Genomic DNA, 25,584 nt, shown 5'->3' on the forward strand with positions numbered 1-25,584 from the left:
GATGCCATCCAGCTCATAGAGGTAGGCGTAGTGCAAAATTTGCGAAATGACTTTCTCCCGTTTGTCGTAGCTGGACAAAATCGCGCGCGTCCAATCCGGGTTGAAACCGTTGGTCACAAGCCCCCATACCTGGTACCCCCGGCTGTGCGCCCATTGTACATACGCCGCATCCGCCTTGTTCGACAGGGTCCCCTCGGCGTCCGTCAGTTCAAACCAGGTGGGGGAAACGACATTGACGCCCGGCATGCTGCCGATCTCCGCCACGTTCGGATTTTGTTTGACGACATGTTCCCAGGTGAGATTGATCTTTTTCCCTTCCGGCTTCCAGCGGGCTGGCAGCGATGCGGGCGGCATCTCCAGCACGACCTGGCGGGCTTCCCCCGGCTCCATGGCCTTTTTGGGCAGATAACCGGATACCCCGTCAGCGGTCAATACGCGATACCAGTCCTCCCGCTCTCCCATCACATCGACGACAGCGCCGCCCGTCAATTCCAGCAGATACGGGGACTGGTGAGTGGCCTCCTGTCGCAGACGCACCCGCTCTTTCTCCGGCTTCACCTGCGCCTGCTGAATCTCATAGCCGTTTTTCTCGACGCGCAGCACACCGCTTCCCTCGTGGCGCGTAAACGCATAGGGATACAGCTTTTCCAGCGGAGCGAGCGGTATGTAGCGATCCCCGTCCCTAATCGTCACCGGCACCTGCAAATCGACCGGCTTTTTATTCAAATAAGCAGTCAGCTCGCCGCTCTGCATCCTGAGAACCTTGTCCTTGGTCGTGATGATCACCAGCTGGCCCGGTTCCTCCCAGTGGATATGCGGATCGAGATGTTCCTGGATAAATTCGAAGGGAAGCAAAATCTGCTCGCCTTCCAACTGGTAAGAGCGGTCAAAAAGCTCGCCTTCGAAGACAATTGCCTGTTTGTTGCCCTCGTACGGCATGACCTGCTCAAAGGAAGGCATCCATTTTACATACGCATACGCGGCCGCAGCCGCCAGAATCGTGAGCATCAGGAGAAAGAGCGGAGCCCTGCGCTTTCGTCGTATTCTGCGTCTCGGCCGTCTCTCGAATTCCAATTCCAGACTCATCTGCCTCCCCCTCTCTTCTTCCTCTTTTTCCCGGCAAAATGCCCATCTGATGAGCCGTTGTCTATGGCTTCGATGGTACCGTTCGCCTACTCTTTTCACAACCTTCGAGAAAATGGAAATCGCCGAAAGGTTCCTTCAAGAATGACGCAGCAGGCGGCAAAAGGTTACATCCGTCGTCATCTTTTGCCGGCTCTTGCAGGACCTGCCGCAACAAAAAACACCCTCTCTTCAACAAACAGTCCGTTGAAGCAGAAGGTGTTCTTCGCTGATTTCACCACTCAATGCGTCTTCTTTTGGCAGTCTTCGCATATCCCGTATACCTCCATCCGGTGTCCGGTTACACGAAATCCAATGCTTTCGGCGGCCGATGCTTCGGCATCGCGGAGATACGGAAAATGGAAGTCGCGAATCGAGCCGCATTCCGAGCAGATCGCGTGATAGTGGTCTTCCTCCACGTTGGCGTCAAATCGGCTGGAAGCGTCCCCATAAGTAAGCTCGCGCACCAGCCCCGCATCTTTAAAGACGCGCAGGTTATTGTAAATCGTAGCTACGCTCATATTGGGGAATTTCCCTTCCAGAGCCTTGTATATCTCATCTGCTGTCGGATGATTCATGGTCTCTAACAGATAGGATAAAATGGCATGGCGCTGAGGTGTCATCCGTACTCCGGTATTTTTCAGGATTTCTACAGCTTTTTCCACACGCTGTGACATAGTGCTGCACCTCACAGTCTTTTGCACGATATCATGCACAAAAATGTTCCTGTCCCTTTGATTAGAATTACTTTAAATAAAGTGTACGTCTAATCTGGGAGAGCTGTCAATATGCATTCAACGGAAAAAGTTGACATCTTTCCTTTTATCCCTGAAGAAAGGGGAGCCAAGCCGCCTGACACAGGACGGACATCGGCCGGCGAGCTTTGCCGTACAGTACGGGATGCTCTATGCGATGCCGTTATTTTCGTTGTTCGCAATCAGCGCTGCTGGATCATGCCTTTGCAGCGGATGCCTTGGCCGCTGGTGCCTTGGCCGCTGGTTCCTTGGCAGCTGCTTTCTCGCCCTTTCCTGCCTTGCCGGACTTCCCGGCTGACGCTGCTTTTCCCTTTTTCTCCGCTGGCTTCTGGCGGGCTGCCTTTTTCGCTTCGGCCTGCGCATAGCGGCACAAGTCTTGAAGCGGACAGGCTCCGCACTGCGGCGAGCGGGCCGAGCAGAGACGCCGTCCGTGCCAGATCAGCCAATGATGGGCATCCGTCCATTTTTCCTTAGGGATGCGCTTCATCAGTTGCCGCTCTACCTCGTCCACATTGTCGCTTTTGGCCAATCCCAGACGGTTGGCGACGCGAAACACATGGGTATCGACCGCGATGGCCGGCACGCCGAAAGCATTGGACAAGACGACGTTGGCCGTCTTGCGCCCGACACCGGGAAGCGCCTCCAGTTCGGCATGGGTCTGCGGCACCTCGCCGTTGTACTTTTCGTACAGGATGCGGCAGGTCTCCAGGATGTTCTTGCTTTTATTCTTATACAAACCCAGCCCTTTTATATGCTCCTCCATCTCTTCTTGCGACAGGTGGAGGTAATCTTCCGGTTTATTGTGGCGCTCAAACAGCGGGGCGGTAATCTCGTTGACGCGCTTGTCCGTACATTGGGCTGACAAGATCGTGGCGATCAACAATTCAAAAGGCGACCGGTAGTTCAGCTCACAATGCGCATCCGGGTAGGTCTGCTGCAAGATGTCCAATATTTCATCGACAGGGATTTTACGCTGTGCCATTCCTTTGTCCTCCTCTCCTTTCTTTCATTATACGCTCCTCGTCAATCCACGGGGAAAATCCGCAGGAAAATGGAGCGTGCCAAGCGAACTGATGTACAATCAAAATGGAAGCAGGTACCAGGAGGGATAATGATGAGAGTATTCCTGACGGGAGCCACCGGATTTGTCGGCAAAGGCATCCTGGAGAGGCTCGTCGCCGAAGGCCATGAAGCCGTCTGTCTGGTTCGACCCGGCTCGGAGGAGAAATGGCGCCGTCAGCATGGCGCAGCATCCCGCATCGAGGCGGCTACAGGCGATCTCTTTGATCCGGATTCGCTCTACCAGGCGATGGAAGGCTGCGAAGCGGTCATTCATCTGGTGGGGATCATTCGCGAACAGAAGAAGAAAGGGATCACCTTTCCCCGCATTCATGTAGAAGGGACGAAACATGTCCTCGAAGCAGCCAAATCCCGGGGGGTGGGGCGCTTTGTCCATATGAGCGCTCTCGGCGCACGGCAAAACGCCACGAGCGCGTATCACCAGAGCAAGTACGAGGCGGAGCAGCTCGTCCGGCAGTGCGGCATTCCCGCTGTCATCTTCCGTCCCTCTGTGATCTTCGGTCCGGGCGATGAATTCGTGAATATGCTGGCGGATCTGGTCCGCATGCCGATCACGCCGGTGATTGGAGACGGCTCGTACCTCCTGCAGCCGGTCGCCAGAGATACCGTCGCGGACGTATTTGTAAAAGCCCTGACGCTGGACGCCGCTGTCGGGAACATTTTTGAGACGGGAGGACCGGAGCCGATCAGCTACGGCGGCATTCTGGACGCGATCGGGGAAGCGCTGGGCAAAAGAAAAGTGCGGAAAGCCCATATCCCGCTCGGTTTGATGCGGCCGGTCATCCATGCCATGGAGGGATTCGCCTTCTTTCCCATTACCCGGACCCAACTAATCATGCTGCTGGAGGGCAATGCTTGCAGCGATACGGAGACGCTGTACCAGACATTTGGGAGTAAAAAAATTCCATTTGACGAAGGGATACGGGCCTACCTCCGCTAAGCGCGAAGCTCCAGCACGCCCGCTCCGCCCAAAAAGGCATGGACAAACGGCAGCTGGCCTACCGTCTCGAACCCGTAACTGCTGTAGACACGCTCCACTCTGTCATTGATGGGACAGACCCAGAGCTGCTCGCCTCCCATGCGGACAAATTCCTGCTGCACGTGATGGAGCAAGTGTCCGATCAGCCCCTGACCACGATAGGCAGGGAGAGTCGCCACATTTTCCACGCGCACATATTGCCCCGCCCGAAAGAGGCACAAGGAAGACGCAGGCTCTCCCTTCACGCGCAAGAGGTAGTGAACAAAATCAGGATGGGCGAACTCCATGGCGAAAGCCTTTTCCCGGATCTCCCGGCCGCCGAACTCGGCAATCGATTCGACCTGCATGCACTCCTCAAAGTTCGCCTCAGTCACCGCTTCGATCTCGATTCCGTCCGCTGGTGTACCGACAGCCCGTCTGCCCGACCACAGCTGCACTGGAAACGGCAGCGACTCCAGGCGGTATCCTTTTTCCCTCAACGTCTCCAGCAGCGCCTCCTTGTCCGACGGTTCATAGATATAGAGGCGGGAAAAGCGGTGGCAAGCTGCTCCACCCGGAACAACCTGCCACCTGCTGACGAGCGACCGGGCACCCCGATCTGTATCCTACTCGTGCAAATTCTGGTCCACATGACCCGTCGTGCGGTTCACATGCCTCGCCACGACAAACAGATAGTCGGATAATCGATTGAGGTACTTGACCACGGCACCGTTCACTTCCTCCTGCTGCGCCACCATGACGGCCTTGCGCTCCGCTCTGCGGACGACGGTGCGGGCGATATGAAACGCAGCGGCTGCCGGATGTCCTCCCGGCAGAATGAAGTTGGCCAGCGGGGGCAGCGTCGCGTCCAGCTTGTCGATCTCCGCCTCCAGGAAGAGGACGTCCTCCTCCTGAATCGGCCAGCCCACCTGTTTGCCCGCAGGCGTAGCCAGCTCCGCTCCGATGTGGAACAGCTTGGTCTGGATGATGTGAAAGACCTGGCGCAGCTCCTTCCACTCCTCCCCTTCCGGCAGCAAAGACAAGGCCAAGCCGATGCTGGAATTGGCTTCATCGCAGGTTCCGTACGCCTCGACACGATCAGCAAATTTCGGCACACGTACGCCGAATACCAGCGAGGTCTCCCCTTTGTCGCCTGACTTGGTGTAAATTTTCATGCCCGAACCCCCATTCTTGTTATTTCCCCGGAAATCGACAGCAGGATTTTTCTCCACTGTCTAAATAAGTTCAGCCACAATAATCAATTCGCTGCTGGAAGCGTCGAACGGCGCTTTGGCGAATGAACCGTAGCGCTGCGTCACCTTAAAACCGTTCAGTCGGAGCAGATGATGCAGCTCCGCCGGAAAAATGTAACGGAGGGTGAATCGTCCCACCACCTTCTCCAAGACGACCCCTTCCGGAGAGATCCGCTCGTAGGTGCGCGTCACTTCCGACAGCTGCTGAAAATGGTCGTAGCGTGTGTAATCCCACATGGCCACCTCTTCTCCCGTCTCCAGGCGATAGGTGCTGCGCAGCGACATTCTCTCGCTTTCCTCATACAAATGGCTAATTTTTGGAACAAATACATTAAATGCCAGCTTTCCTCCCGGAGCCAGATGCTTGCGGATGCAACTGAGCGCCTTCATCTGTTCCTGTATATGCAGGAGATGGAGAAAAGAGCGAAACGGGATCATGATCAGGGAGAAACTTTTTTGCAAATCAAACGAGCGCATGTCTCCCTGCACCAGTTTCAGCCGGTCGCTCACTCCCTGCTGCTCGGCTTTTTCCTGCGCCCGCTTCAGCATCTCGGCCGATAAATCGAGACCGGTCACGGACAGGCCCGCTTGCGCCATCGGAATGCTGATGCGCCCTGTGCCGCATGCCAAATCCAGCACCTCGCCGTCCGCCTGGCGCGCCATGTCGAGGTAAAATTCGACGTCTCCCGCCACCCCGCGTTGTGTCAAATCGTAGTAATCCGCCCAGCGGTACATATCGCCCATTCTCTATCTCTCCTATGCTTGCATGACTTCCGACTGGAGGTAAGCCAGCACCAGCTTGCCCGTATTCTCCAGCGCTTCCGTGTGGGTTCTCTCATGAGAGTGGGAGGCATCTACGCCCGGCCCGATCAAGCCATGCACGATGTCATGGCCGGACTTGAGCGCCGCGCTGGCATCGGAGCCGTAGTAGGGGTAAATATCCACCTGATAGTGAAGTCCCTGCTCTTCCGCCAGCTGCACCAAATGCTTGCGCAGTCCATAGTGGTACGGACCGGAAGAATCTTTGGCGCAGATCGACACGCAGAACTCATCGGTCGTCTGTCCGTCCCCGATCGCTCCCATATCGACGGCCAGATACTCGACTACCCGCTCCGGGATATTGGAGTTGCCGCCGTAGCCGATTTCTTCATTGTTGCTGATCAGAAAATGAGTGGTGTAAGGAAGCGTCAGCCCGGTTTCCCGAATGTGCTTCAGCACCCCGAGCAAGACGGCGACACTCGCCTTGTCATCGATGTGCCGGGATTTGATAAAGCCGGACTCGGTGACGGTGACGCGGGGGTCAAACGAGACAAAATCGCCGACGCGAATCCCAAGAGCGAGCACGTCTTCCTTGGTCTTCACCTTCTCGTCGAGGCGGACCTCCATGTTGCTCTCGCTTCGCTCCATTTTCCCCGATTCCCGGTAGACGTGAACCGATGCTTTGGTAGACAGGATCGTGCCCGTGTACAGGCGGCCGCTGTCTGTTTCGATCGTGCAGTGCTCCCCTTCGATGGCATTGAAGGTAAAGCCGCCGATCAGGGTCAGCTTCAGCCGGCCGTTGCCCTTGATCTCCTTCACCATCGCTCCCAGCGTATCCACATGGGCGGTCAGCAGGCGGTGCTTTTGGTCGTCGGTCCCCGGCACGGTAGCCAGCACGGCCCCTTTATGGGTCACGACATGGGGAACCCCCAGCCGCTCCAGCTCTTGCTGAATCCAGTTCATGACTTTGTATGTATTGCCGGTAGGGCTTGGCGTGTTCGCCAGTTGACAAAAGGTTTCTACCATATATGCGGTTGACAGACTCATGATTCGACACTCCCGATCTTCAGATTGATTCTCTTCCCGCTCCGCTTAGGGCTTCAGCTCTTCGCGGATGAAGGCGAGAACCTCCTGCACATGCCCTTTTACCTTCACCTTGGGCCACACTTTGGCGATCTTTCCCTCCGGATCAATGACGAATGTGGTTCGCTCAATCCCCATGTACTCCCGTCCGTACATCTTTTTCAGCACCCAGACGCCGTAGGCTTCCGCCACCTTGTGATCGGTGTCCGCAAGCAGCGGAAAAGGCAGCTCATGCTTTGCCGTAAATTTGTCATGTGATTTCACATCGTCCGGACTGATCCCCAGCACAACCGTATCCAGCTTGGCAAAATCGGGGTGGAAATCGCGAAAATCGCACGCTTCCGTCGTGCATCCCGGTGTCATATCTTTTGGATAAAAATAAAGCACAACAGATTTGCCGCGATAATCCCGGAGCGATATCTCCTGCTGATTGCTCGCCTGCAGCGTAAAATCCGGCGCCGCTTGTCCTACTGCGACCATTCCAATCCCTTCCTTTCAAGATGGCTTGCGCCTCTTTGGTTTTAAGTTTACCACATGCTGACATTGTCTTCATCTTCATCCGGCATTGCGCTTCGGACAAGAAAACGCTAGAATTAAGGGATAGTGTTCATAAAGAAAAATAAAATTTGCGAAAGTCAGCTGGATGGTGAAGAATGGCGATGAAAGAATTTTTTGATGTAACCGACCCAGAAGCCCTTAAATCACTTGCTATACCTGAACGTGTGAAAATTTTGCAATTGTTTGAGGACTTGGAGCCTCGAACAGCTAAGCAAATTGCAACCGAACTGGGAGAAAACGCCGCCCGTCTTCACTATCATGTGAAAGAACTCGTGCGCGTCGGTTTGCTGCAGCAGGTAGACACACGAGTAAAGGGCTCGATCGTAGAAAAATACTACGAGCCTGTGGCTAAAGTGATTCAGGTCAAACTGCGCCTCATGATCGAAGAAAATGCGCAGCAATTGAGCGATATCATGTTCACCCCTTTTCGCACGACGGAAAAAGACCTGGTGCGAACCCTCAATCGCTTTGTAGCCAGTGATGTCGATGTACGCAAGGAGTACAAGGATACATTCGCTTACAATTTGACTGAATTTTATTTAAACCAGGATGAAAGAAACGAGTTTGTCGAGGAAATTAGCAAACTTCTGAAAAAGTACAAAGGGCACAAAAACGAAGGAGACCGCCGGAAGTTTAAGTTCTTTGATGTCTTGTTCCCGCTGACGCCCCCCGAACCAACAGGCGACAGCGCTGACGAGGATTTTGAAGACAACGAGGCATGAAAGAGCTCCTCTTCGGAAATGAGTAAGTGACCCGCGCGAAAAAGCCATCCCGATTGCAGACCTCTGCTCTCGACATGGCTTTTTTCTGTTTGCCAGCCCTTCGCAGCCAATGACCGGCTTGGGCGGGGCCTACCCGCGCGTTGGCGAGCAGCCCGCCGATCGTCGATCAATAGGCACGGCCGAACCAGACCGTATGCGCTGCCTTCTGGCCACAGCAGATGCAGCTTTCTTTTTGCACAGGCGGATGGAATGGAATGTTGCGGGAGGTGAACTTGGTCTCTTCCTTTACCTTTGCCTCGCACCCGTCATCGCCGCACCAGCCGGCGAGCACCCACCCGGCGACACGGTTTTCCTTTTCCGCTTCCTCTGTATGCTGCTTCAAAGCCTCCAGGCTGTCGATGTCGTAGTGAGAGTGGGCCTCCCGGAACTCGACGGCGCGCTGGTACATATTCTGCTGAATCTCCTCCAGCAGCTTGCCCACAGCGGATACGGCATCCGCAAGGGCGACGGTGATCTTCTCTCCTGTATCCCTGCGGGCCAGAATCACCTGGCCGTTTTCGACATCGCGCGGGCCGATCTCCAGGCGGATCGGGACGCCGCGCATCTCCCATTCGTTAAACTTCCAGCCGGGGGTCTCTTCGCGCAGATCCGCCCGCACCCGGACACCCGCCGCTTTCAGCTGGTCAAAGAGCGGATCGAATGCCTCCATCACCTTTTCCCGGAGCTTGAGCGGGCCGACCGGTATCATCACGACCTGTGTCGGTGCGATCCGCGGCGGCAGCGCCAGTCCCCGGTCATCGCCGTGCACCATGATCATCGCACCGATCAGGCGGGTGGAAGTGCCCCAGGAGGTGGTATGTACGTATTTGAATTGGTTGTCGCGGTCCAGGTACTTGATCTCGAAGCCTCTCGCGAAATTTTCCCCGAGGTAGTGGGAGGTGCCTGCCTGCACGGCTTTGCCGTCTTTCATCATCGCTTCGATGGAGTAGGTATCGACCGCTCCGGCGAAACGCTCGCTCGGCGTCTTCTGTCCCTTCCAGACGGGAATGGCGAGCAGCCCTTCGACGACCTCGCTGTACACATCCAGCATCTGCATCGTCTCCTGGCGGGCCTCCTCCTCCGTCGCATGGGCGGTGTGCCCTTCCTGCCACAAAAACTCGGAGGTCCGGAGAAACGGCATCGTCCGCTTTTCCCAGCGGAAGACGTTGGCCCACTGGTTGATCAGCACCGGCAGATCGCGATAGCTCTGGATCCACTGGCTGTACATATGGCCGATCATCGTCTCCGAGGTCGGACGCAGGGCAAGCCGCTCCTCCAGCTTTTCACCAGCCGCCTCCGTCACCCACGGCAGCTCCGGATTGAAGCCTTCGACGTGCTCCTTTTCCTTTTGAAAAAACGATTCCGGGATCAGCATCGGGAAATAGGCATTGCGGTGCCCGGTTTCCTTGAACCGCTTGTCCATCGCCTCCTGGATGCGCTCCCACAGCTCGTACCCGTCCGGCTTGAACACAATGCAGCCGCGCACAGGCGTGTAATCCATCAGATCCGCCTTTTTGATTGTGTCGATGTACCAGCGGGAAAAGTCTTCCGCCTGCGGGGTAATTTCTTTGACAAATGATTTTTCCTCTTTCATGTAGGCTCACTCCTTTTGGTCTTTTCCTTGGAAAAAATGAAAAAATCCCCCATCCCACAAAGGGACGGGGGAGAAACCCGCGGTACCACCCTGATTGACCGCTCGTGCATGCATGCACATCGCGATCCGCTCATGACCCGTTAACGGCGGGCACACCGGCATGGCTCTTCGCCAGCAGCTTCCGGATGGGGAGCAGATGCCATCAGTGCATCGACCTTGCAGCCAAAGGGTCGACTCTCTGCAGCACGATCGGACCTGCGATTCCGTTCATTGCTTTTGATTTTAATCAATGGTCAGGCGCGCTCGCCAATAGGGGAGACGCAGCCAAAATTTCTAGCCTTATGGTAGCAAAAGGATATTCGAAAGTCAATTTCCCGAACGGATGCGCAGCCGCGGAGCCAGCTTGGCGTACAGCGGATAGGCCACCAGCGACAGGAGCACGCCTTTTATCAGATTAAACGGCACGATGCCGTACAAGACCAAAGACCAGACACTCTCCGCCTGGAACTGAGCCACCAGCTGCTCCAGCGATACCTGGTAGAGCGCGGCGTAAGCGGGCAGCAGCAGATAGGCATTGGCAACAGCCATGACCGCTGTCATCAGCAGCGTGCCCAGAGCGAGGCCGGCGAGGAAATTCTTTTTCCCCTGTCCCAAGCGCTGAAGGGAGACCGCCGCGACGATAAAGCTGGCGCCGGCCACGACATTGGCCAGCTCCCCGATCAATAGGCCGTCTGTGTTTTTAAACAACATGTGGAGAGCGTTTTTCAGCACTTCCACGATCACGCCGGCCATCGGTCCGTACATCAAGGCCCCGATCAAACCCGGCAACGTACTAAAATCAAGCTTCAAAAACGTCGGCATCAGCGGCACCTGAAATTCCAGGTACTGCAGCACGAATGCGACCGCCGCCAGCATGGGAATCGTCACCAGCCGCTGCGTCGCTTGCGATCTTGGAATCGCTGTTTCTCTCATCTGCAACCATCTCCTCATGTGGTTCTTCCTTCTTTGAGGAATGGCAACAGCACACGCGTCTCCATGCCTCGCGCCTGTGCTCTTTCTCGTCTGAGCCTGGCGATGTCCAGCCGAATAAAACGTCGGCTTTCCTATTGGCCATCGCAAGCCCTCGCCTTTTCGATCCTTCCTGCTTTCCTTTTCGGCGATTCCAACCATTCTGAAAGCAGAAAAGCCCTGAGGATAAATCTCCTCAGGGCGTAGACCGCTAGGCAAAGACAACGAAAGAAACCTGCACATTCGGGTACAAGAAACCAGAGGGTACCGGCAAACGCCAAAAACCCCTGAATCTCGCGACCCGCGCACAAGCAAACAAGCACGCTGCATACACGTACTGTCGTCATCCTTCTCCCATCCAGACTGTACTGTCGGCTCTGGACTTGCACCAGATCCTGCACTCCAAGATGACATCTCGCATCCGGGAGGCTCGCGGGCTTACGCTGTGCCAATCGCACGGCGATCACCGCCGGTCGGGAATTTCACCCTGCCCCGAAGGAATGTATTTATTTTTTATACACACGTATTATAAGTGGCTTTCCCGGATTTGACAATGAGGGAAGTTTGCCAATTGCACTCCATGCGTACCCTCCCGTCAGACATGCCCTCGCCTGGACAGGCGGGTCCACACCTCCGTAAGCAGGTACGGAGAAAGGATGATGAACAAGGGCAACAGCTCCAGGAAAACAGCGATAACTTTTTCGTAGTACCAGGCAAAAAACACGAGAAAGCCCCCCAACCGCCGGCGGTCAAGGGGCCATCATCCGATCGATCAAGACCCCGCACCGCTGTATTTGCGAACGCCCCAATTCCACACGAAAATCCCAATGGCGAAAAAGACGATTCCGACAATGGGCGTAAAGGCGGCGTAGACATACCAGGCTTCCTTGCGAAGGAAGTAGGCCGCCGGATACACCCCGACGAAAGCAAACGGCAAGATATAGGTCAATACGATGCGAATCACTTTGTTGTAGACGTCCACCGGATAGCGGCCGTACTGTTGAATATTCCAGATCATCGGCGAGATCCCTGTGCGGGAGTCGGAGAAAAAGCTGACCGCCGCGATCGCCGTGTAGACGCCGCCGTAGATCAGCACCCCGCTTGCGACCAGCACCAGGAAGATGATCGGGTCGTACCAGGTGAAGGACAGCTCCAGCCGAATAGCCGCATAGCCCATGATGATCAGCCCGGTCACCACGCCGAAGATGCGGTCGGGGGCGATGGACTCCAGACAGACCTGGGCCAAATTGTTGAGCGGCCGGGTCAGGACGCGGTCCATCTCCCCGCGGATGATGTAGCGCTCGTTGAAGTCCCAGAACCCGAAAAACATCGAAAAGAGCGCGTACGGAATGAGGAAAAATCCGTAGATGAAGATAATCTCGTCCCGCGACCAGTCATTGAGGAGCGGCACATGCTGGAAGACGACCACGATAAACACCAGATTGATCAGCTCATAGATCAGGTTGGAGGCCAGTTCGCCGAGGAAATCGGCCCGGTACGCCAGCCTCGTTTTGAAATACTGTCCCAGATAATCGGCAAAAATGCCGAGGATATGTTTCCACTCGCGCATCTCTCTACCCTCCCTGCACGACCAGCTTTTGCTGGGCTTTGCGCCACAAGACCAGGATCGGCACCAGAATGACCGCGACCCAAACCGCTTGCAGGCCGATCATCTGCCAGGCCCGCTCAGGCGGGATCGCCCCGGTAAATATGACGCTGGGGTAGTAGTTGATCGCCTGAAAAGGCAGATAGCCCATCGCCGTCTGCGCCCACCCGGGGAAAAAGCTGATCGGCAGCACCAGTCCGGACAAGAGATCCACGATCACCCGCTTGGCGCGCATCATGCCGTCATTGCGGAAGAGGAAAAAGGTAAACAGGCCGGTGAGCAAATTGATCTGCGTATTGATGACAAAGGCAAACATCAGACTGATCAGATACATCCCCCAGGCTGCAGGCGTCCCCGGAAATTGAAACGGAATCAGCAGGCTGATCAGGAAAATGCCTGGCAGCGCGAAGAAGATCATGCGGAAGATCCCCTCGCCAAAAGCCTGCGCCGTTTTGACGGAGAGGTAATTGTAGGGGCGGATCATCTCGATCGCCACTTTCCCCTCCCGCACCTCCTGCGCCATCTCCATGTCGATGTTATTGAAATAAAACGCCCGGGACATCCACGCGACGGCGACGTACGCCGTCATCTGCTCCACGGAAAGTCCGCCGAGCTGCTGCTGTCCCCCGTAGATCGCGCCCCAGAGGAAGTAGTAGGCGCCGATGTTGATCGCGTAAATGATAATCCCGCTGTAGTAATTGACCCGGTACGCCAGCATGGTGAGAAAACGGATGCGGATGAGCTCCAGGTACAGCTTACCCATGGCTGGCTACCTCGCTGTCGGTGGAGTAGATATTCCGCACGATATCCTCGGTGCTGGCCTCCAGAATCTTCACATCGCTCACCTCAAACGATGACATGACGGTCGACAGGACATACGGCAGCATCTCCTGGCTGCGGGTCACCCTGACGCGCAGGGCAAAGTCATTATCCTGCAGGATCTCGCAGGGCAGTTCCCCGAGGGCTGCCCGAAGCTGGTCCTGGGTCGTTCGTTTTTTAAACTGAAAAGCCACCTCTGTCCCGCTCCCCCATTTTTCCTTCAGGTCGCTGAGCAGGCCGTCGAAGATCAGCTTGCCTTTGTCCATTACCAGCACCCGTTTGCAGAGGGCTTCGATATCGCTGACGTCGTGGGTGGTTAGCAGAATGGTCATATGCTCGGTATCATTCAGATTCCGCAAAAACTCGCGAATCTTCTGTTTTACCAATACATCCAGGCCAACCGTCGGCTCATCGAGAAACAAGAGACGCGGCTTGTGAATCAGAGCGGCCGCCACCTCGCAGCGCATCCGCTGTCCGAGGCTCAGCTTGCGCACGGGCTGGCTGACAAAAGAGGCGATGTCCAGCTCTTCGATCAGCCGGTCCAGCCAGCGCTGCCCTTCGGCCTCGTCTACCTTGTAGACGCTCTTGAGCAGCCGGAATGACTCCAGCGGCGACAGGTCCCACCAGAGCTGGGAGCGCTGTCCGAACACCACGCCGATGGAGCGGACGTACTCCTCCCGCTGCTTCTGCGGGACGAGGCCGTTGATCACGATTTCGCCGCCGCTCGGGTTGAGAATGCCCGTCAGCATCTTGATCGTGGTCGACTTGCCCGCTCCGTTTTCGCCGATCAGCGCGAACATTTCCCCCTCTTCTACGGAAAAGGAGAGATCATCGACCGCTTTTACCGTCTTGTACTCCCTGCTGAACAAATCGCGCATCGCACCCTTCAAACCTGCACGGGCTTGATGAATGCGAAATTCTTTTTGCAAATGGTTGACTCGTATCATGAAAAACCGCCCTTTTGTGCACATTTGAATAAGACACCATTGATAGTGTATATGAGCAGGGAGAAATCTGCAAAAATCAATGTGCTGGGAATTGTTTGGGGTTGTCCGGCGGCGATCCTTCGTGAAGATGACATCCACGGCAGGACATTTTCCTTTTTCGCGCTCTTGCCCCAAGCCCAAGTGTGATAAGATGGGGATGGACTTTTGCGAGGAAAGAGGGAAAGAAATGAAACGTGATCAATCAGCCCGTCTGCACGAACAGGCCCTGGATGTGATTCTCGGGGGAGTTAACAGCCCCTCCCGCTCGTTCAAAGCGGTAGGCGGCGGCGCCCCCGTCACGATGGAACGCGCCCAAGGCGCTTACTTCTGGGATGTAGACGGAAACCGATACATTGATTACCTGGCAGCGTACGGCCCGATCATCACCGGCCACGCCCATCCGCATGTCACCAAAGCGATCGCGGAAGCGGCGGCAAACGGCACATTGTACGGCACGCCCACCCCATGGGAGATCAAGTTCGCCACGATGATTCGCGAGGCGATTCCGTCGATGGAGCGGATTCGCTTCAACAACTCCGGTACCGAGGCAGTCATGACCTGCATCCGCGTCGCCCGCGCCTACACAGGCCGGGTGAAGGTGGTCAAATTCGCCGGATGCTATCACGGCCACTCCGACTTGGTGCTGGTCGCGGCCGGCTCCGGCCCGTCTACGCTGGGCATCCCGGACAGCGCCGGCATCCCGCAGAGCATCGCCAATGAAGTGATCACCGTGCCCTTTAATGACATCGAGGCCTTCCGCGAAGCGATGCGCGTCTGGGGAGCGGAGACGGCCTGCATTCTGGTGGAGCCGATCGTCGGCAACTTCGGCATCGTCGAGCCAAAGCCCGGCTTCCTCGAAAGCGTGAATGAAATCGCCCATGCAGCCGGGGCGCTGGTCGTCTATGACGAAGTGATCACGGCCTTCCGTTTCTGCTACGGCGGGGCGCAAAATCTGCTCGGCGTCGAACCGGACCTGACGGCACTGGGCAAAATCATCGGCGGCGGACTCCCGATCGGCGCTTACGGCGGCCGCCGCGAGATCATGGAACAAGTGGCTCCGCTCGGTCCCGCCTACCAGGCCGGCACCATGGCCGGAAACCCGGCGTCGATCCGCGCGGGCATCGCCTGCCTGGAAGTGCTGCAACAGCCCGGCGTCTACGAGGAGTTCGAGCGCCTCGGGGCGATGCTGGAAGCCGGAATCCGACAGTCTGCGGAAAAACACGGTGTCTCCATTCAAGTGAACCGCGTCAAAGGGGCACTTGCCGTCTACTTTACCGACCAGCCCGTCTACGATTACGATACCGCGCAGGCTGCTAACGGGGAACGCTTTGCCCGCTTCTTCCAACTGATGCTGGACGAGGGCATCTGCCTGGCTCCGTCCAAGTACGAAGCCTGGTTCGTAACGACCGCTCACACGGAAAAAGACATCCAGGATACGATTGCTGCGGTAGACCGCTCGTTTGCGGCGCTGTAGGCAGGATAGAGGAAGATATTCCCTGTCCGGCGAATCTCTCCCCTGCGCATACTAACGGCGACAGGATACCACAGCAGGAGGGATTGCGATGTCCAAAGGCGAGAAGACCTACCCGCAAGCACCGGAAAAAACGATGGATCCCAAGATGAGCTCCAAGATGATGGAGGTCGTCGGCTTTCAAAATCCGCGCAAAACGGAGCATCATAAAACCCAACATCACGATCGTTAGAATGCTTATCGCATGTGCCCGCTCCGAGGGGCATGCGATTTTCGTTTCAAAAAGGCCCTCTCAAAACGGCCTCCGCACCCGGAGAGCCTTTTTTATATTCGCATATAAGCATTCATGAATATTGTCAAAGTTGGTCAGTGATTGTACAATAAGATCAGAGAAAAAATGAAACTGCCGCAGCATTTGATCGTAGACTTAGGTGTAGGGCAGAATAGGTTGTATGCTTCGTTCCTAATTATTTGTAAATGAGAAGAATGAGGAGTGGTTTCTCATGTTTTTTCACCCGATGGACTTTCTGATCATCATCGCATTTGGCCTGTCCCTCTGGGCGCAATTCCGCGTCAAGGGCACGTTTAACCGCTTCGCTGATGTTCCCGCTTCATCCGGCATGACTGGTGCCGAAGCCGCCCGCCGCATGCTGGACGCCAACGGCTTGACCAATGTTCCGGTGGAGCATATCCCGGGTACGCTGACAGACCACTACGATCCGATTTCCCGTGTCGTTCGTCTGTCCGACCCCGTATATATGGGCAATTCGATTGCAGCTATCTCTGTCGCGTGCCACGAAGTGGGCCACGCCGTGCAGCACAAGGTATCCTATCCGATGCTGGTTGCGCGCCACCGCATTTTCCCGATCGTCAACCTGACATCCGGTGTAGCGCCTCTGCTCTTGTTGGGCGGTTTCTTCTTCCAGATGACCAACTTGCTGCTCCTGGGCATTATCTTCTTCTCGGCAGCGGTCGCTTTCCAGCTCATCACCCTGCCGGTCGAGTTCAACGCCAGCAGCCGGGCCAAAACGATGATGGTAAAAATGGGCTTTATCCGCAATTACGAAGAGAGCGGCGTAAACAAGGTACTGGGCGCAGCAGCCCTCACCTATGTGGCCGCAGCCCTGATCTCCGTGCTGGAGCTGGTCAAATACGTCATGATTTTCAACAGCTCCAACGACGACTAATCTGCAGCGCGTCATAAACGAAAAGTCTTTCACCAAAAAGGAAGGCGAGGTATAGTTTCCCAACCGGGGACTGTACCTTTTTTTTGTTTCCGTTCAGCGGCATGATGCCCTGTCTTTTTGTTAGGGAATATTCATGTAAGGAAAATAGGAGTGATTCGTCTAATACATAACGAACATAGGAGGGGGTCACTTTGGAGGAGACTCAACACGATGTTGAGGCTTGGTTTACCTTGTATAGTCACGATCTGTATAACTTCCTGGTCTATTTTACCGGACATCACGATGTAGAGGATCTCGTACAAGAAGTATTTATGAAAGCCATGCTCAACAAGCATCAGTTTCGGGGGAGAGCTGCACGCAAAACCTGGCTGTTCTCCATCGCCAGAAATTTGGCTATTGATCATGTCAGGAAGGAGAAATGGAGAAGATCCGTATTGTCATCCTTCCTTCCTTTTTTTCGCAGCGAAGAAAAGGGGCCGGATGAGATTGCGGAGCGTAACGAAGAGTTTCACTTCTTGTACGGAGCGATTCGCCAGCTCAAACAAACCCATCGGGAAGTCATCCTGTTGCGCGGGATTCAAGGGTTCTCCGTTGCGGAGACGGCGGAGATCCTCGATTGGAGCGAATCGAAGGTCCATGTTACTTTGCATCGAGGATTAAAAGAGTTGCGCAAATTGATGACGCAACCGGAGAAAGGAGGGGATATCCTTGCGTCCTCTGTCAAATGACGATGAGCTCATGAACCTGTTAAAGCAAGCCCCCCGCTACCGACTGGGGCAACAAGCCCAACAAAACATAAGGGAGGCATTACGCAAGCATGAGAACTCCCTGCCCTACCGGCGAAAGCGGCAAACGGGCCTGCTCTGGATGGCGAAAAGCGCCTTTGTCTGCCTCAGCCTGCTGATTCCCTTCTTTTTGATCGTTCATGGAAGTGAGGATGAACACATCCCTTTTCCCGAAGTTGTGCGGATGACTACACGCGACATAGGGGATTTGGCCCATCATACCTTGGCGAAGCTGTATCGTGAAGTGCCTGAACTCAAAGGCTTGACCGTTCAGAGTGAGAGCTTGGATACTGTCTACGACCTTCGCTTGTATAAGGCTGAAGATCAGCAAGCCCATATCAGCATACATCCCCAAACGGGAGAATTGCTCTGGTATCAGTTCCACCAGCGGGCTCCCCAGCTCAGTCCCATGGACCCCTCCACCACTCTGGCAAAAACGAAAGCCACTTCATTTCTCTATGGGATGCTGGGTGCGGACAGCCGCTCGTACAAAATCATCTCGAATTCTCATGCCGTGGTCTTCCAACGCTTCATCAACGGCATTCCACTCTTGGGCAGCCAAATCTCCATCCAGGTTGATTCAACTGGCAAAGTGATCGGTTATTCAACATCCGGTCGAGATATGGAGGTCGATCTGGCAAAAGCCGCAGACCCTGCCGACGCGATATCGGTGGAAGCATTAAAAAAGTCCATCTCATCCCATATGCGGCTGCGTTATGTTGAAAATATCGTGGTGAGAAACCCCTTTACCGGCGAGGTTGCTCAAACGGGACCCATTCTCGAATATACGCCAGCGGTGAGATTTTCCGGAAGCGTCAGCTTTTACGCCGACTCAGGGAAAATCAGGTACACCTCCAATTACGATCGCGACAGCAGTCAGGGAGTCACACCGATTCCGGTGAGAGCGGCAGAACAAATGGTTGCCGTCCCCTCCAAAAAAGAGGCGGCTATCCTTTTAAATCAAGCCTTTCACCTCCAGATTTCAAGTGAGGACCTAAAAGAGAAGAAGGAAAAACGAGGAGACACCAAGTCCTACATTCGGTATGTATGGGCACATGATGAATCCGTAAGTGTGTTAGTGGAGCCGACCACAGGCGAACTGGTGGAAATCCTGAAAGGCCCCCCATCAATCAGAGGAAATCTTCCGGAGCAGAAGGCTGCTGCGGAAGCGATCCGCTATTTGCAACAGTATGCAGACCCATTTGTACGAGAAGTACAGATCGCCCACTTCAGTCATTCAGGAAATGAAGGGATGTACTCGTTCTTTTTCATGGCCAGCCATGAGGGCATTCCGGTGGTCCTGTCGCCGGATCAGGACATCGCCTATCGCATAAATATCGATTCTTCCACGGGCGCATTTCTCGGTTTCCAAAAATTCCATGTTCCGGCAAAGGCGCTCTCCGCAACCAACCTGCCGAGTAAAAAACAGGTGGTATCACCCGAGGCAGCCGCAGCTGAGTACCTGAAGCGCCATTCCTATCAGCTTGCCTATCTCGTGGAAAGAGGCAGCGGCTCAGGTTCGAATGCCCCTGTCTTGATGTACACCTCAGAGCTGAACGGAAGTCAGGAGCGCTCCTTGATCGATGCGACGACTGGGAAAACCATATCTATTCAAAATTGACCGATCGCCATTTGCCGCCTCTCCATCGCACGAAGGTACACGCCCTTTCGGGGGCTGTACCTTTTTCCATCTCTTTTGTTATAGTGAAAAGAGAGGAGGGTATCTCTACTATGAATATCGGAATTATCGGACTGGGAAACATGGGGCAAATGTTGGTCAAAGGGCTGTGCAAAAGCGGCATGATCTCCCCGCGGGACCTCATCGTATACAACCGCACCGCAGAAAAGGCGACAGCGCTCCGGCAGCTGTATCCTTTTCAGGTGGCGGAGTGTGCCCAGACCGTTTGTCAAAAAGCGGATATACTCTTTCTCTGCACCAAGCCGTTGGATATGCTCCCTCTGCTGCGTGAGCTATCTCTCCCGCCTCACCTCCATCTTGTTTCTGTTGCTGCCGGGGTAAGCCTGGCCGACCTGGAGAGCGTACATAGCGGACCGGTCAGCAAAGTGATCCCGACCGTCACCTCGGAGGAGAATCGCGGCGTCTCTCTTTACATGAACAACGCAAAGGTGACTCCCTCAGAACGAGCTGCGCTGCTGCAATTGCTGGAAGCTCTCGGGACTGTGGAGGAGATCACGGAAGCGGCCATCGAAACAGCGACCATCTTGACCAGCAGTGCCCCAGGATTGATTGCGGGTATCCTGGAGGAGTTTGCCCAAGCTGCCGTACGTCATACGCCAGAGCTGGAGTTGGACAGTGCCCGGCGAATGTTGGTAGAGACCATGATCGGCACCTCACTGCTATTGGAGCGACAGGGGCTGGGATTCGACCAGTTGATCGAGCGCGTCGCGACCAAAGGCGGAATTACGCAGGAAGGGCTAAGTGTACTGGGAAGGACGCTCCCTCGCGCCTTTGACGACCTACTGCACATGACAACGGAAAAACACACGCTGCTCAAACAACTGGTACGGCGTCAAAACGACAGCCACACCAGCAAAACACCTACCCAGAAGGGGGAATCACAGTGAAAATCGGATGGATCGGACTTGGAAACATGGGCATCCCGATGGCAAGCAATCTGCTCGCTGCCGGGTATGACGTGCGGGTATGGAACCGCACGCCGGAAAAAGCGGAGCCGCTGCTTCGCCTGGGGGCTTCTTTTGCGGAGAGCATGGACGATCTGGTCGCCGAAAGCGACGTGATCTTTACGATGGTAAGCGATGATGAGGCGGTCAAAGCCATCTACACGGGCCCGAGAGGATTGCTCACGGCGGCTGTCCGCGGCAAGCTGGCCGTGGATATGAGCACTGTCTCCCCGGAGACCTCCCGCTACCTCGCGGAAAAGTCCCGCGAAGCCGGTCTCCGTTTTCTCGATGCGCCTGTCTCCGGCAGCGTCGGGCCGGCTAAAGCCGGACAACTGGTGATTATGGTCGGCGGGGCGGCCGAAGACTTTGAGCAGGCCAAGCCGCTCTTGGACAAGCTGGGCAAAATTGCGCTGCATCTCGGTGAAAACGGTGCCGGAACCTCCGCCAAGCTGGCCATCAATCTGCTGCTCGCAATTACGGTCCAGGGTGTAGCCGAAACGCTGCTGTTCGCACGTGGGATGGGCATCCCTCCCGAGCAGATGCTGACGATTATCTCTGAGAGTGCGGTTGGCACGCCGCTGATTCGGGGCAAGGCTGCCTCCATTTTGGTGGATGACTACCCGGCTGCCTTTGCCCTGAAGCATATGGCCAAGGATCTGCGCCTCGCCCGGGAGGCAGGCGTCTCCACGCCGCTGGCGGAATCCGCCGCAGCCAGCTATCGCGCCGCACTGGAGAACGGCTTGGGCGAGCTGGACCTGATGGCGATTCTCCGCTATTTTGATCAGAAGTAGGAAATCCAAACAAACAGGCTTCTCCGGCCCAGTTCGCGGCGAAGCCTGTTTGTTTTCCCGGACGATGCTATGTACAAGCACGCTTGCCGGATCAGCTGCCCTCCTGCAAGACTTCTTTTTTCCGAAAATAGCTGAAATACACCCAGCCGGCATTGATCAGCAAAAACGCGCTGGTCATGAAGAAGACGCCGTTGATGCTCAGGTACCCGGCCATAAAGCCGCCGATCATCGGCCCCAGCATGCTGCCGATGCTGACGAAGCTGTTGTTGTAGCCGTAGACCCGGCTGACCATGTGCTGCGGCGTGGCTCTCCGCAGCAGCGCGTTTACCGAGGGCAGCAATCCCCCCAGCGACAAGCCCAAAAGAAAACGGAGCAAGACCAGCTGCCACACCGCGGAGACCAGCCCCTGCGGGATGAACAGGATGCCCGCAAGCACCAGACAGCCGAGCAGCACCTTCTGCGAGCCGAATCGATCCCCAAAACGGCCCAGATGAGGGGCTGCCAGCACATTGGCCGTACCCATCGCGGCCTGGACGATCCCTGCCCAGAGCGCGACATTTCCCGCGCTGCCCAAGAGGATGCCGATGTAGATTGGCAGGATCGGAATAATGCTGAAGAGGGCAAACTGGATCATCACCGTGACGAAAAAGAGCACGGGCAGCTCCTTGGAGGAGAAAATCATGCGGAAATCCTCCCGCAGACTGGTCCGCTCCTTGGCGGGAGGCGGCACAAACGTCTCTTTGACCGTAAAAGTGATGATCAAGGTAGCGAGCAAAATCAACGAGCCCGTGACGACAAAGATCATCCGAAATCCGATGCGCGGCTCCAGCAGCCCCCCAAACAGCGGCCCCATGATAGAGCCGGCGGTAATAAAGGATTGCAGCAGCCCCTGCGCCCACCCGATCTGCTCCTTGGGCGCGGATGAGGCGACCAGGGCGGTACTGGCGGGAATAATCCCCCCGACCATCCCGTTGAGCAGCCGCAGGCCTAGAAGCATCCAGAGCGAGCTGGCAAAGCCTGTCGCGGCGATGATGACGGACATGAAATAGCCGGAGCGCAATATCATGATCTTGCGCCCGTACTTGTCGGCCAGATTGCCCCAGATCGGGGAAACCAGTCCGGCCGTCAAGAAGTTGGCTCCGAAGATCACTCCGGCCCAGGCCGTCACTTGATGCGGATCTTCTACGCCAAAATCGCGTTGAATATACAAAGGCAGGAACGGCATGATCATGCTCATCGCCATCATCACGAGAAACAGCGCTCCGCACAATACATACAGGTTGCGTCGCCACGCTTCCATCCGGCAATCTCCCTCCTTGTTATGAGACCGGCTCTTGCTCGTTTGCAGTGCCTAAGTCCTGGACGTTCCACAGGTGGTGGTAGACGCCCTTTTTCCCCAGCAGTTCTTCATGGCTTCCCATCTCTGCGATCTGCCCGTCTTTCATCACGACAATTTTATCCGCATGCGTGATCGTCGACAGGCGATGCGCCACAATGATCGTAGTTCTCCCTTTCGCCAGCCGGGCCAGCGACTCCTGAATCATGTGCTCCGACTCCAGGTCCAGAGCAGAGGTCGCCTCATCCAGTATCAGAATGCCCGGGTCCCGCAAGAAGACCCGCGCAATCGCGATCCGCTGCTTCTGCCCGCCAGAGAGCTTCACTCCCCGCTCGCCCAGCTCTGTGTCGTAGCCCTCCGGCAGCTCCATGATGAAGTCATGGGCATTGGCAGCCTTGGCCGCTTCGATCACAGCTTCATCGCTCGCCTCCGGGTTGCCCATCAGGATGTTGACCCGGGCCGATTCGCTGAACAGGATGTTGTCCTGCAGCACCATGCCGATATGGCTGCGCAGATTCTTCTGCTGGAGATCGCGGACATCGATCCCGTCGATGGTGATGCGCCCTTCCGTCACGTCCCAGAAACGCGGCAAGAGGCTGATCAGCGAGGACTTCCCGCCTCCGGACATGCCGACGATCGCGACGGTCTCGCCGGGCTGGATGGTCAGATTGACATTTTCTAGGACGAGCGGCCCTTCTTCCCGATAGCGGAAGGAGACGTTTTCAAAGCGGACCTCGCCGCGGACTCGTCCGGTCTCAGGGTCGATTGGCAGCACGCCGGCATTCGGCTTGTCGGTAATATCGTACGTCTCGTCGATAAACTCAAACATCCGATCCATCGAGGCGACGGCCTGCGTCAGCGTCGTCGAAGAGTTGACGAGGCGGCGCAGCGGCGTATACAGGCGGTCGAGATAAGCGTAGAAGGCCACCAGTGTCCCGATCGTCAGCGTTTCGTGGATCACTTGATAGCCCGCATAGGAGATCACCAGCAGGGGGGCGATATCGGTAACCGTGTTGACGACGGCAAATGTATTGGCATTCCAGCGCGTCAAAGCCAGCGCCTTTTTGAGAAAATGGTTGTTCTCTTTGGCGAATACCTTGTTCTCATGCTCCTCCAGGGCAAAGCTGCGGATCATCGAGATGCCTCCTACTCGCTCATGGAGATGCCCCTGCAGCTTGGCCAGTGCGGCCGACCGCTCCCGGGTCAGCTGACGCAGTCTTTTGTAGAAATACTTGACGGAAAAGCCGTACAGCGGAAACACCAGGATCGCGGCGATCGTGAGCTTCACATCCATGTAGAGCATCACCGCCAGGGTCATGCCGATGGTGATCAGATCCAGCCAGAGATTCATCAGCCCCGTATCGATGAAGCTTTTCGTCGATTCCACGTCGTTGATCACCCGCGAAATGACTTCCCCTGTCTTGTGGTTGTTGTAGTACCGCATCGACAGCCGCTGCAGATGATCGAACAGTTGGTTGCGGATGTCAAACAGGATCCGGCTGGAAACCCACTGGGCAAAATACTGCCGATAGTATTCCACAGGAGCGCGGACCACAGTAAATACGAGGAACGCCCCTGCCATCAGCCAAAACAGCTCCGTCAGCTTTTCTTCCCGCGGAATCGGGCTGGGCAAAAGGTCATCGATTACGTACTTGATGATCAGAGGCAAGAGGAGCGGAATGGAAAATTTGATAATGCCGATAAAAATGGTGCCCACGATTTGCTTTACATAGGGTCTCACAAACTTCATGTAGCGACGGATGCTCATGCCTGACCACACCCCTTTCCTTGAATCCATCATCGAATGGCGCGTCATTCTTTTTGTGCAGCCCGTGCATATGCAACCGGACAATGCCGGTCAAACAAGGAAATCCCTCCCCCGTTTTACCGGGAAAGGGATTACTCCTCGTCCACACGCACAGACAGGTAGCGCTCGTACCAGCGTTGGACAAATCCGTTTTGAAAAGGGCCTCTTCTGGCGCGCACCCAATCCAGCACTTCCCGCAACGCATGCTGTACCCGCTCCACCACAACGGGAGGATAGTTCATCTGCTTGCCGTGCAAGAGAAACTCCTCTTCATCGAGAATCGTGTACGTCATATCGGGAAACACTTTGACATCCAAGTCATAGTCAATGTAGCTCAAGAGATTCCCCTTGAGGCTGAAGGGGGAACCGATGTTGCAATAGTAGTAAATCCCATCGTCCCGAATCATCGCGATGGTATTGAACCACTGTCCGCGACCAAACGTGCAGATTGCCGGCTCACGTGTCCGCCACTCCCGGCCGTCAGACTCTGTCACCTTTACTCGATCGTTGCCGCCAATCACTACTGCATCGCTGGTATGGATCAGGGTCGTCTTGTCCCAGATACGATGCAGGGAGTGGTCGTGTTTATAGCTTTCTATGCGTATGATTGAGCCTGGAGCTGGCGACATGACCCTCCCCTTTCTTCTCTTCTCTGTTTGATTGGGGACAGCCTCCCTTAGGAAGAGAGTTTTTTGGAAAGTGTAACATATTTTTGCATCTCATAGCCAAGTGCGCGGTAAAACGGGAGAACTTCGGGATTGTCCTGATTCACCATGATCAGGACCCGATTGACGCCTCTTTGCTTGAAGCGCTTCTCCAGCGACTCCACCAGCATGCGGCCTATGCCTGTACCCTGCAATTCGGGAAGAACAGCAAGCCGGTAGAAATAGGCCCGTGTCCCGTCGATCGTACCGACCACGACACCGACTACTCTGCCCTCCTGCTCTGCCACCATGACCAAATCGCTGTCCCATGCCAGCTGCTTGGCCAGATCATTGAGCGATTCTGCCTCCTGCCCATCCAGGCCAGTTTCCTGCCAGATGCGCGTAATCGCCGAATAGTCACCGAGCCGAAACGGACGAATCAACATACGTTGCCTCCTTCGATGCCTTCTTTTTCTATTGTACACCAAAAAGGACAAGTTTGTCTGCGTATGAAGATGCGAAAGAGGGGGGAGCGATCATCGCATCCGTCCCCTCTTTGCGGCGGTAGAGGTGATGTA

The 25,584-nt window shown here is 55.6% G+C and carries 27 protein-coding genes and 1 riboswitch (1 of these 28 running past the window's edge); of the genes, 9 read left to right on the forward strand and 18 right to left on the reverse strand.

What is annotated here, in order from left to right; genetic code table 11:
• The 3 genes from JD108_RS18170 to nth all read right to left on the reverse strand — a co-directional run.
• A protein-coding gene (locus JD108_RS18170) for a glycosyl hydrolase family 18 protein (protein WP_198827371.1) crosses the window boundary here: on the reverse strand, positions 1–1,086 show its 5' portion. The gene continues 654 nt to the left of window position 1, outside the view; the window shows 1,086 of its 1,740 coding nt (coding positions 1–1,086); it begins with the start codon at positions 1,084–1,086; its stop codon lies off the left edge, out of view.
• A gap of 278 nt (positions 1,087–1,364) precedes the next feature.
• Positions 1,365–1,799, reverse strand: a complete 435-nt coding sequence (gene perR / locus JD108_RS18175) for a peroxide-responsive transcriptional repressor PerR (RefSeq protein WP_198827372.1) — start codon at positions 1,797–1,799, stop codon at positions 1,365–1,367.
• A 274-nt stretch (positions 1,800–2,073) separates the two neighbouring features.
• Complete coding sequence (nth, locus tag JD108_RS18180; RefSeq protein ID WP_228728196.1) at positions 2,074–2,859, reverse strand: endonuclease III; 786 nt, start codon at positions 2,857–2,859, stop codon at positions 2,074–2,076.
• 132 nt (positions 2,860–2,991) lie between these two features.
• Between nth and JD108_RS18185 the strand changes: the two genes are divergently transcribed.
• Complete coding sequence (locus tag JD108_RS18185; RefSeq protein ID WP_198830175.1) at positions 2,992–3,897, forward strand: complex I NDUFA9 subunit family protein; 906 nt, start codon at positions 2,992–2,994, stop codon at positions 3,895–3,897.
• Here JD108_RS18185 and JD108_RS18190 read toward each other — a convergent pair.
• The 5 genes from JD108_RS18190 to bcp all read right to left on the reverse strand — a co-directional run bounded on the left by JD108_RS18190 (position 3,894) and on the right by bcp (position 7,490).
• Complete coding sequence (locus JD108_RS18190; protein WP_198827373.1) at positions 3,894–4,415, reverse strand: GNAT family N-acetyltransferase; 522 nt, start codon at positions 4,413–4,415, stop codon at positions 3,894–3,896. The genes JD108_RS18185 and JD108_RS18190 overlap by 4 nt on opposite strands.
• A gap of 126 nt (positions 4,416–4,541) precedes the next feature.
• The gene (locus JD108_RS18195) at positions 4,542–5,090 is read right to left on the reverse strand and encodes a cob(I)yrinic acid a,c-diamide adenosyltransferase (protein ID WP_198827374.1); all 549 of its coding nucleotides are present in this window, start codon (positions 5,088–5,090) and stop codon (positions 4,542–4,544) included.
• Positions 5,091–5,150: 60 nt separating this feature from the next.
• Positions 5,151–5,912: a class I SAM-dependent methyltransferase gene (locus JD108_RS18200; protein WP_198827375.1), complete on the reverse strand. Its 762-nt coding sequence runs from the start codon at positions 5,910–5,912 to the stop codon at positions 5,151–5,153.
• 12 nt (positions 5,913–5,924) lie between these two features.
• On the reverse strand, positions 5,925–6,974 hold the full coding sequence (locus JD108_RS18205; RefSeq protein ID WP_198827376.1) for a M42 family metallopeptidase: 1,050 nt from the start codon (positions 6,972–6,974) through the stop codon (positions 5,925–5,927).
• A 45-nt stretch (positions 6,975–7,019) separates the two neighbouring features.
• The gene (gene bcp, locus JD108_RS18210) at positions 7,020–7,490 is read right to left on the reverse strand and encodes a thioredoxin-dependent thiol peroxidase (protein ID WP_198827377.1); all 471 of its coding nucleotides are present in this window, start codon (positions 7,488–7,490) and stop codon (positions 7,020–7,022) included.
• A 179-nt stretch (positions 7,491–7,669) separates the two neighbouring features.
• Between bcp and JD108_RS18215 the strand changes: the two genes are divergently transcribed.
• On the forward strand, positions 7,670–8,290 hold the full coding sequence (locus JD108_RS18215; protein WP_198830176.1) for a winged helix-turn-helix domain-containing protein: 621 nt from the start codon (positions 7,670–7,672) through the stop codon (positions 8,288–8,290).
• 166 nt (positions 8,291–8,456) lie between these two features.
• Here the strand turns inward: JD108_RS18215 and proS are convergent, their stop codons facing one another.
• The 6 genes from proS to JD108_RS18240 all read right to left on the reverse strand — a co-directional run bounded on the left by proS (position 8,457) and on the right by JD108_RS18240 (position 14,303).
• Positions 8,457–9,923: a proline--tRNA ligase gene (gene proS, locus JD108_RS18220; protein WP_198827378.1), complete on the reverse strand. Its 1,467-nt coding sequence runs from the start codon at positions 9,921–9,923 to the stop codon at positions 8,457–8,459.
• A 366-nt stretch (positions 9,924–10,289) separates the two neighbouring features.
• Positions 10,290–10,895, reverse strand: coding sequence for an ECF transporter S component (locus JD108_RS18225; RefSeq protein WP_198827379.1), 606 nt, complete (start codon positions 10,893–10,895; stop codon positions 10,290–10,292).
• 378 nt (positions 10,896–11,273) lie between these two features.
• Positions 11,274–11,435, reverse strand: a riboswitch (FMN riboswitch).
• A 91-nt stretch (positions 11,436–11,526) separates the two neighbouring features.
• A complete protein-coding gene (locus JD108_RS22620) occupies positions 11,527–11,655 on the reverse strand; it encodes a hypothetical protein (protein ID WP_267459281.1) in 129 nt (42 codons plus the stop codon).
• Between the two features lie 48 nt (positions 11,656–11,703).
• Positions 11,704–12,501 (reverse strand): ABC transporter permease, encoded by a 798-nt coding sequence (locus JD108_RS18230; protein WP_198827380.1) that lies wholly within the window; start codon positions 12,499–12,501, stop codon positions 11,704–11,706.
• Between the two features lie 4 nt (positions 12,502–12,505).
• On the reverse strand, positions 12,506–13,300 hold the full coding sequence (locus JD108_RS18235; RefSeq protein ID WP_198827381.1) for an ABC transporter permease: 795 nt from the start codon (positions 13,298–13,300) through the stop codon (positions 12,506–12,508).
• Positions 13,293–14,303 carry an ABC transporter ATP-binding protein gene (locus tag JD108_RS18240; protein ID WP_198827382.1) on the reverse strand — a complete coding sequence of 337 codons (1,011 nt, stop codon included), beginning with the start codon at positions 14,301–14,303 and terminating at the stop codon, positions 13,293–13,295. The genes JD108_RS18235 and JD108_RS18240 overlap by 8 nt, the downstream gene beginning before the upstream one ends.
• A 226-nt stretch (positions 14,304–14,529) precedes the next feature.
• Between JD108_RS18240 and JD108_RS18245 the strand changes: the two genes are divergently transcribed.
• The 7 genes from JD108_RS18245 (at position 14,530) to JD108_RS18275 (ending at position 21,219) form a co-directional block, all read left to right on the forward strand.
• Positions 14,530–15,816, forward strand: coding sequence for a glutamate-1-semialdehyde 2,1-aminomutase (locus JD108_RS18245; protein ID WP_198827383.1), 1,287 nt, complete (start codon positions 14,530–14,532; stop codon positions 15,814–15,816).
• An 88-nt stretch (positions 15,817–15,904) separates the two neighbouring features.
• Positions 15,905–16,045 (forward strand): hypothetical protein, encoded by a 141-nt coding sequence (locus JD108_RS18250; RefSeq protein ID WP_198827384.1) that lies wholly within the window; start codon positions 15,905–15,907, stop codon positions 16,043–16,045.
• A 271-nt stretch (positions 16,046–16,316) separates the two neighbouring features.
• Positions 16,317–17,000 carry a zinc metallopeptidase gene (locus JD108_RS18255; RefSeq protein ID WP_198827385.1) on the forward strand — a complete coding sequence of 228 codons (684 nt, stop codon included), beginning with the start codon at positions 16,317–16,319 and terminating at the stop codon, positions 16,998–17,000.
• Between the two features lie 191 nt (positions 17,001–17,191).
• Positions 17,192–17,728, forward strand: coding sequence for an RNA polymerase sigma factor (locus tag JD108_RS18260; RefSeq protein ID WP_198827386.1), 537 nt, complete (start codon positions 17,192–17,194; stop codon positions 17,726–17,728).
• A complete protein-coding gene (locus tag JD108_RS18265; protein WP_198827387.1) occupies positions 17,709–19,406 on the forward strand; it encodes a YcdB/YcdC domain-containing protein in 1,698 nt (565 codons plus the stop codon). Before JD108_RS18260 ends, JD108_RS18265 begins: the two co-directional genes overlap by 20 nt.
• A gap of 110 nt (positions 19,407–19,516) precedes the next feature.
• Positions 19,517–20,371, forward strand: a complete 855-nt coding sequence (locus tag JD108_RS18270) for an NAD(P)-binding domain-containing protein (protein ID WP_198827388.1) — start codon at positions 19,517–19,519, stop codon at positions 20,369–20,371.
• Positions 20,368–21,219: an NAD(P)-dependent oxidoreductase gene (locus JD108_RS18275; RefSeq protein ID WP_198827389.1), complete on the forward strand. Its 852-nt coding sequence runs from the start codon at positions 20,368–20,370 to the stop codon at positions 21,217–21,219. The genes JD108_RS18270 and JD108_RS18275 overlap by 4 nt, the downstream gene beginning before the upstream one ends.
• Positions 21,220–21,310: 91 nt before the next feature.
• Here JD108_RS18275 and JD108_RS18280 read toward each other — a convergent pair whose 3' ends face one another.
• The 4 genes from JD108_RS18280 to JD108_RS18295 all read right to left on the reverse strand — a co-directional run bounded on the left by JD108_RS18280 (position 21,311) and on the right by JD108_RS18295 (position 25,452).
• A complete protein-coding gene (locus tag JD108_RS18280) occupies positions 21,311–22,519 on the reverse strand; it encodes an MFS transporter (protein WP_198827390.1) in 1,209 nt (402 codons plus the stop codon).
• A gap of 19 nt (positions 22,520–22,538) precedes the next feature.
• Positions 22,539–24,323 carry an ABC transporter ATP-binding protein gene (locus tag JD108_RS18285; RefSeq protein ID WP_198827391.1) on the reverse strand — a complete coding sequence of 595 codons (1,785 nt, stop codon included), beginning with the start codon at positions 24,321–24,323 and terminating at the stop codon, positions 22,539–22,541.
• Positions 24,324–24,454: 131 nt separating this feature from the next.
• Positions 24,455–24,991 carry a DUF402 domain-containing protein gene (locus JD108_RS18290; protein ID WP_198827392.1) on the reverse strand — a complete coding sequence of 179 codons (537 nt, stop codon included), beginning with the start codon at positions 24,989–24,991 and terminating at the stop codon, positions 24,455–24,457.
• Positions 24,992–25,038: 47 nt separating this feature from the next.
• Positions 25,039–25,452 (reverse strand): GNAT family N-acetyltransferase, encoded by a 414-nt coding sequence (locus tag JD108_RS18295; RefSeq protein WP_198827393.1) that lies wholly within the window; start codon positions 25,450–25,452, stop codon positions 25,039–25,041.
• Positions 25,453–25,584 lie beyond the last annotated feature (132 nt).

The sequence above is a fragment of the Brevibacillus composti genome (assembly GCF_016406105.1).
In the GTDB taxonomy this organism is placed as follows: domain Bacteria; phylum Bacillota; class Bacilli; order Brevibacillales; family Brevibacillaceae; genus Brevibacillus; species Brevibacillus composti.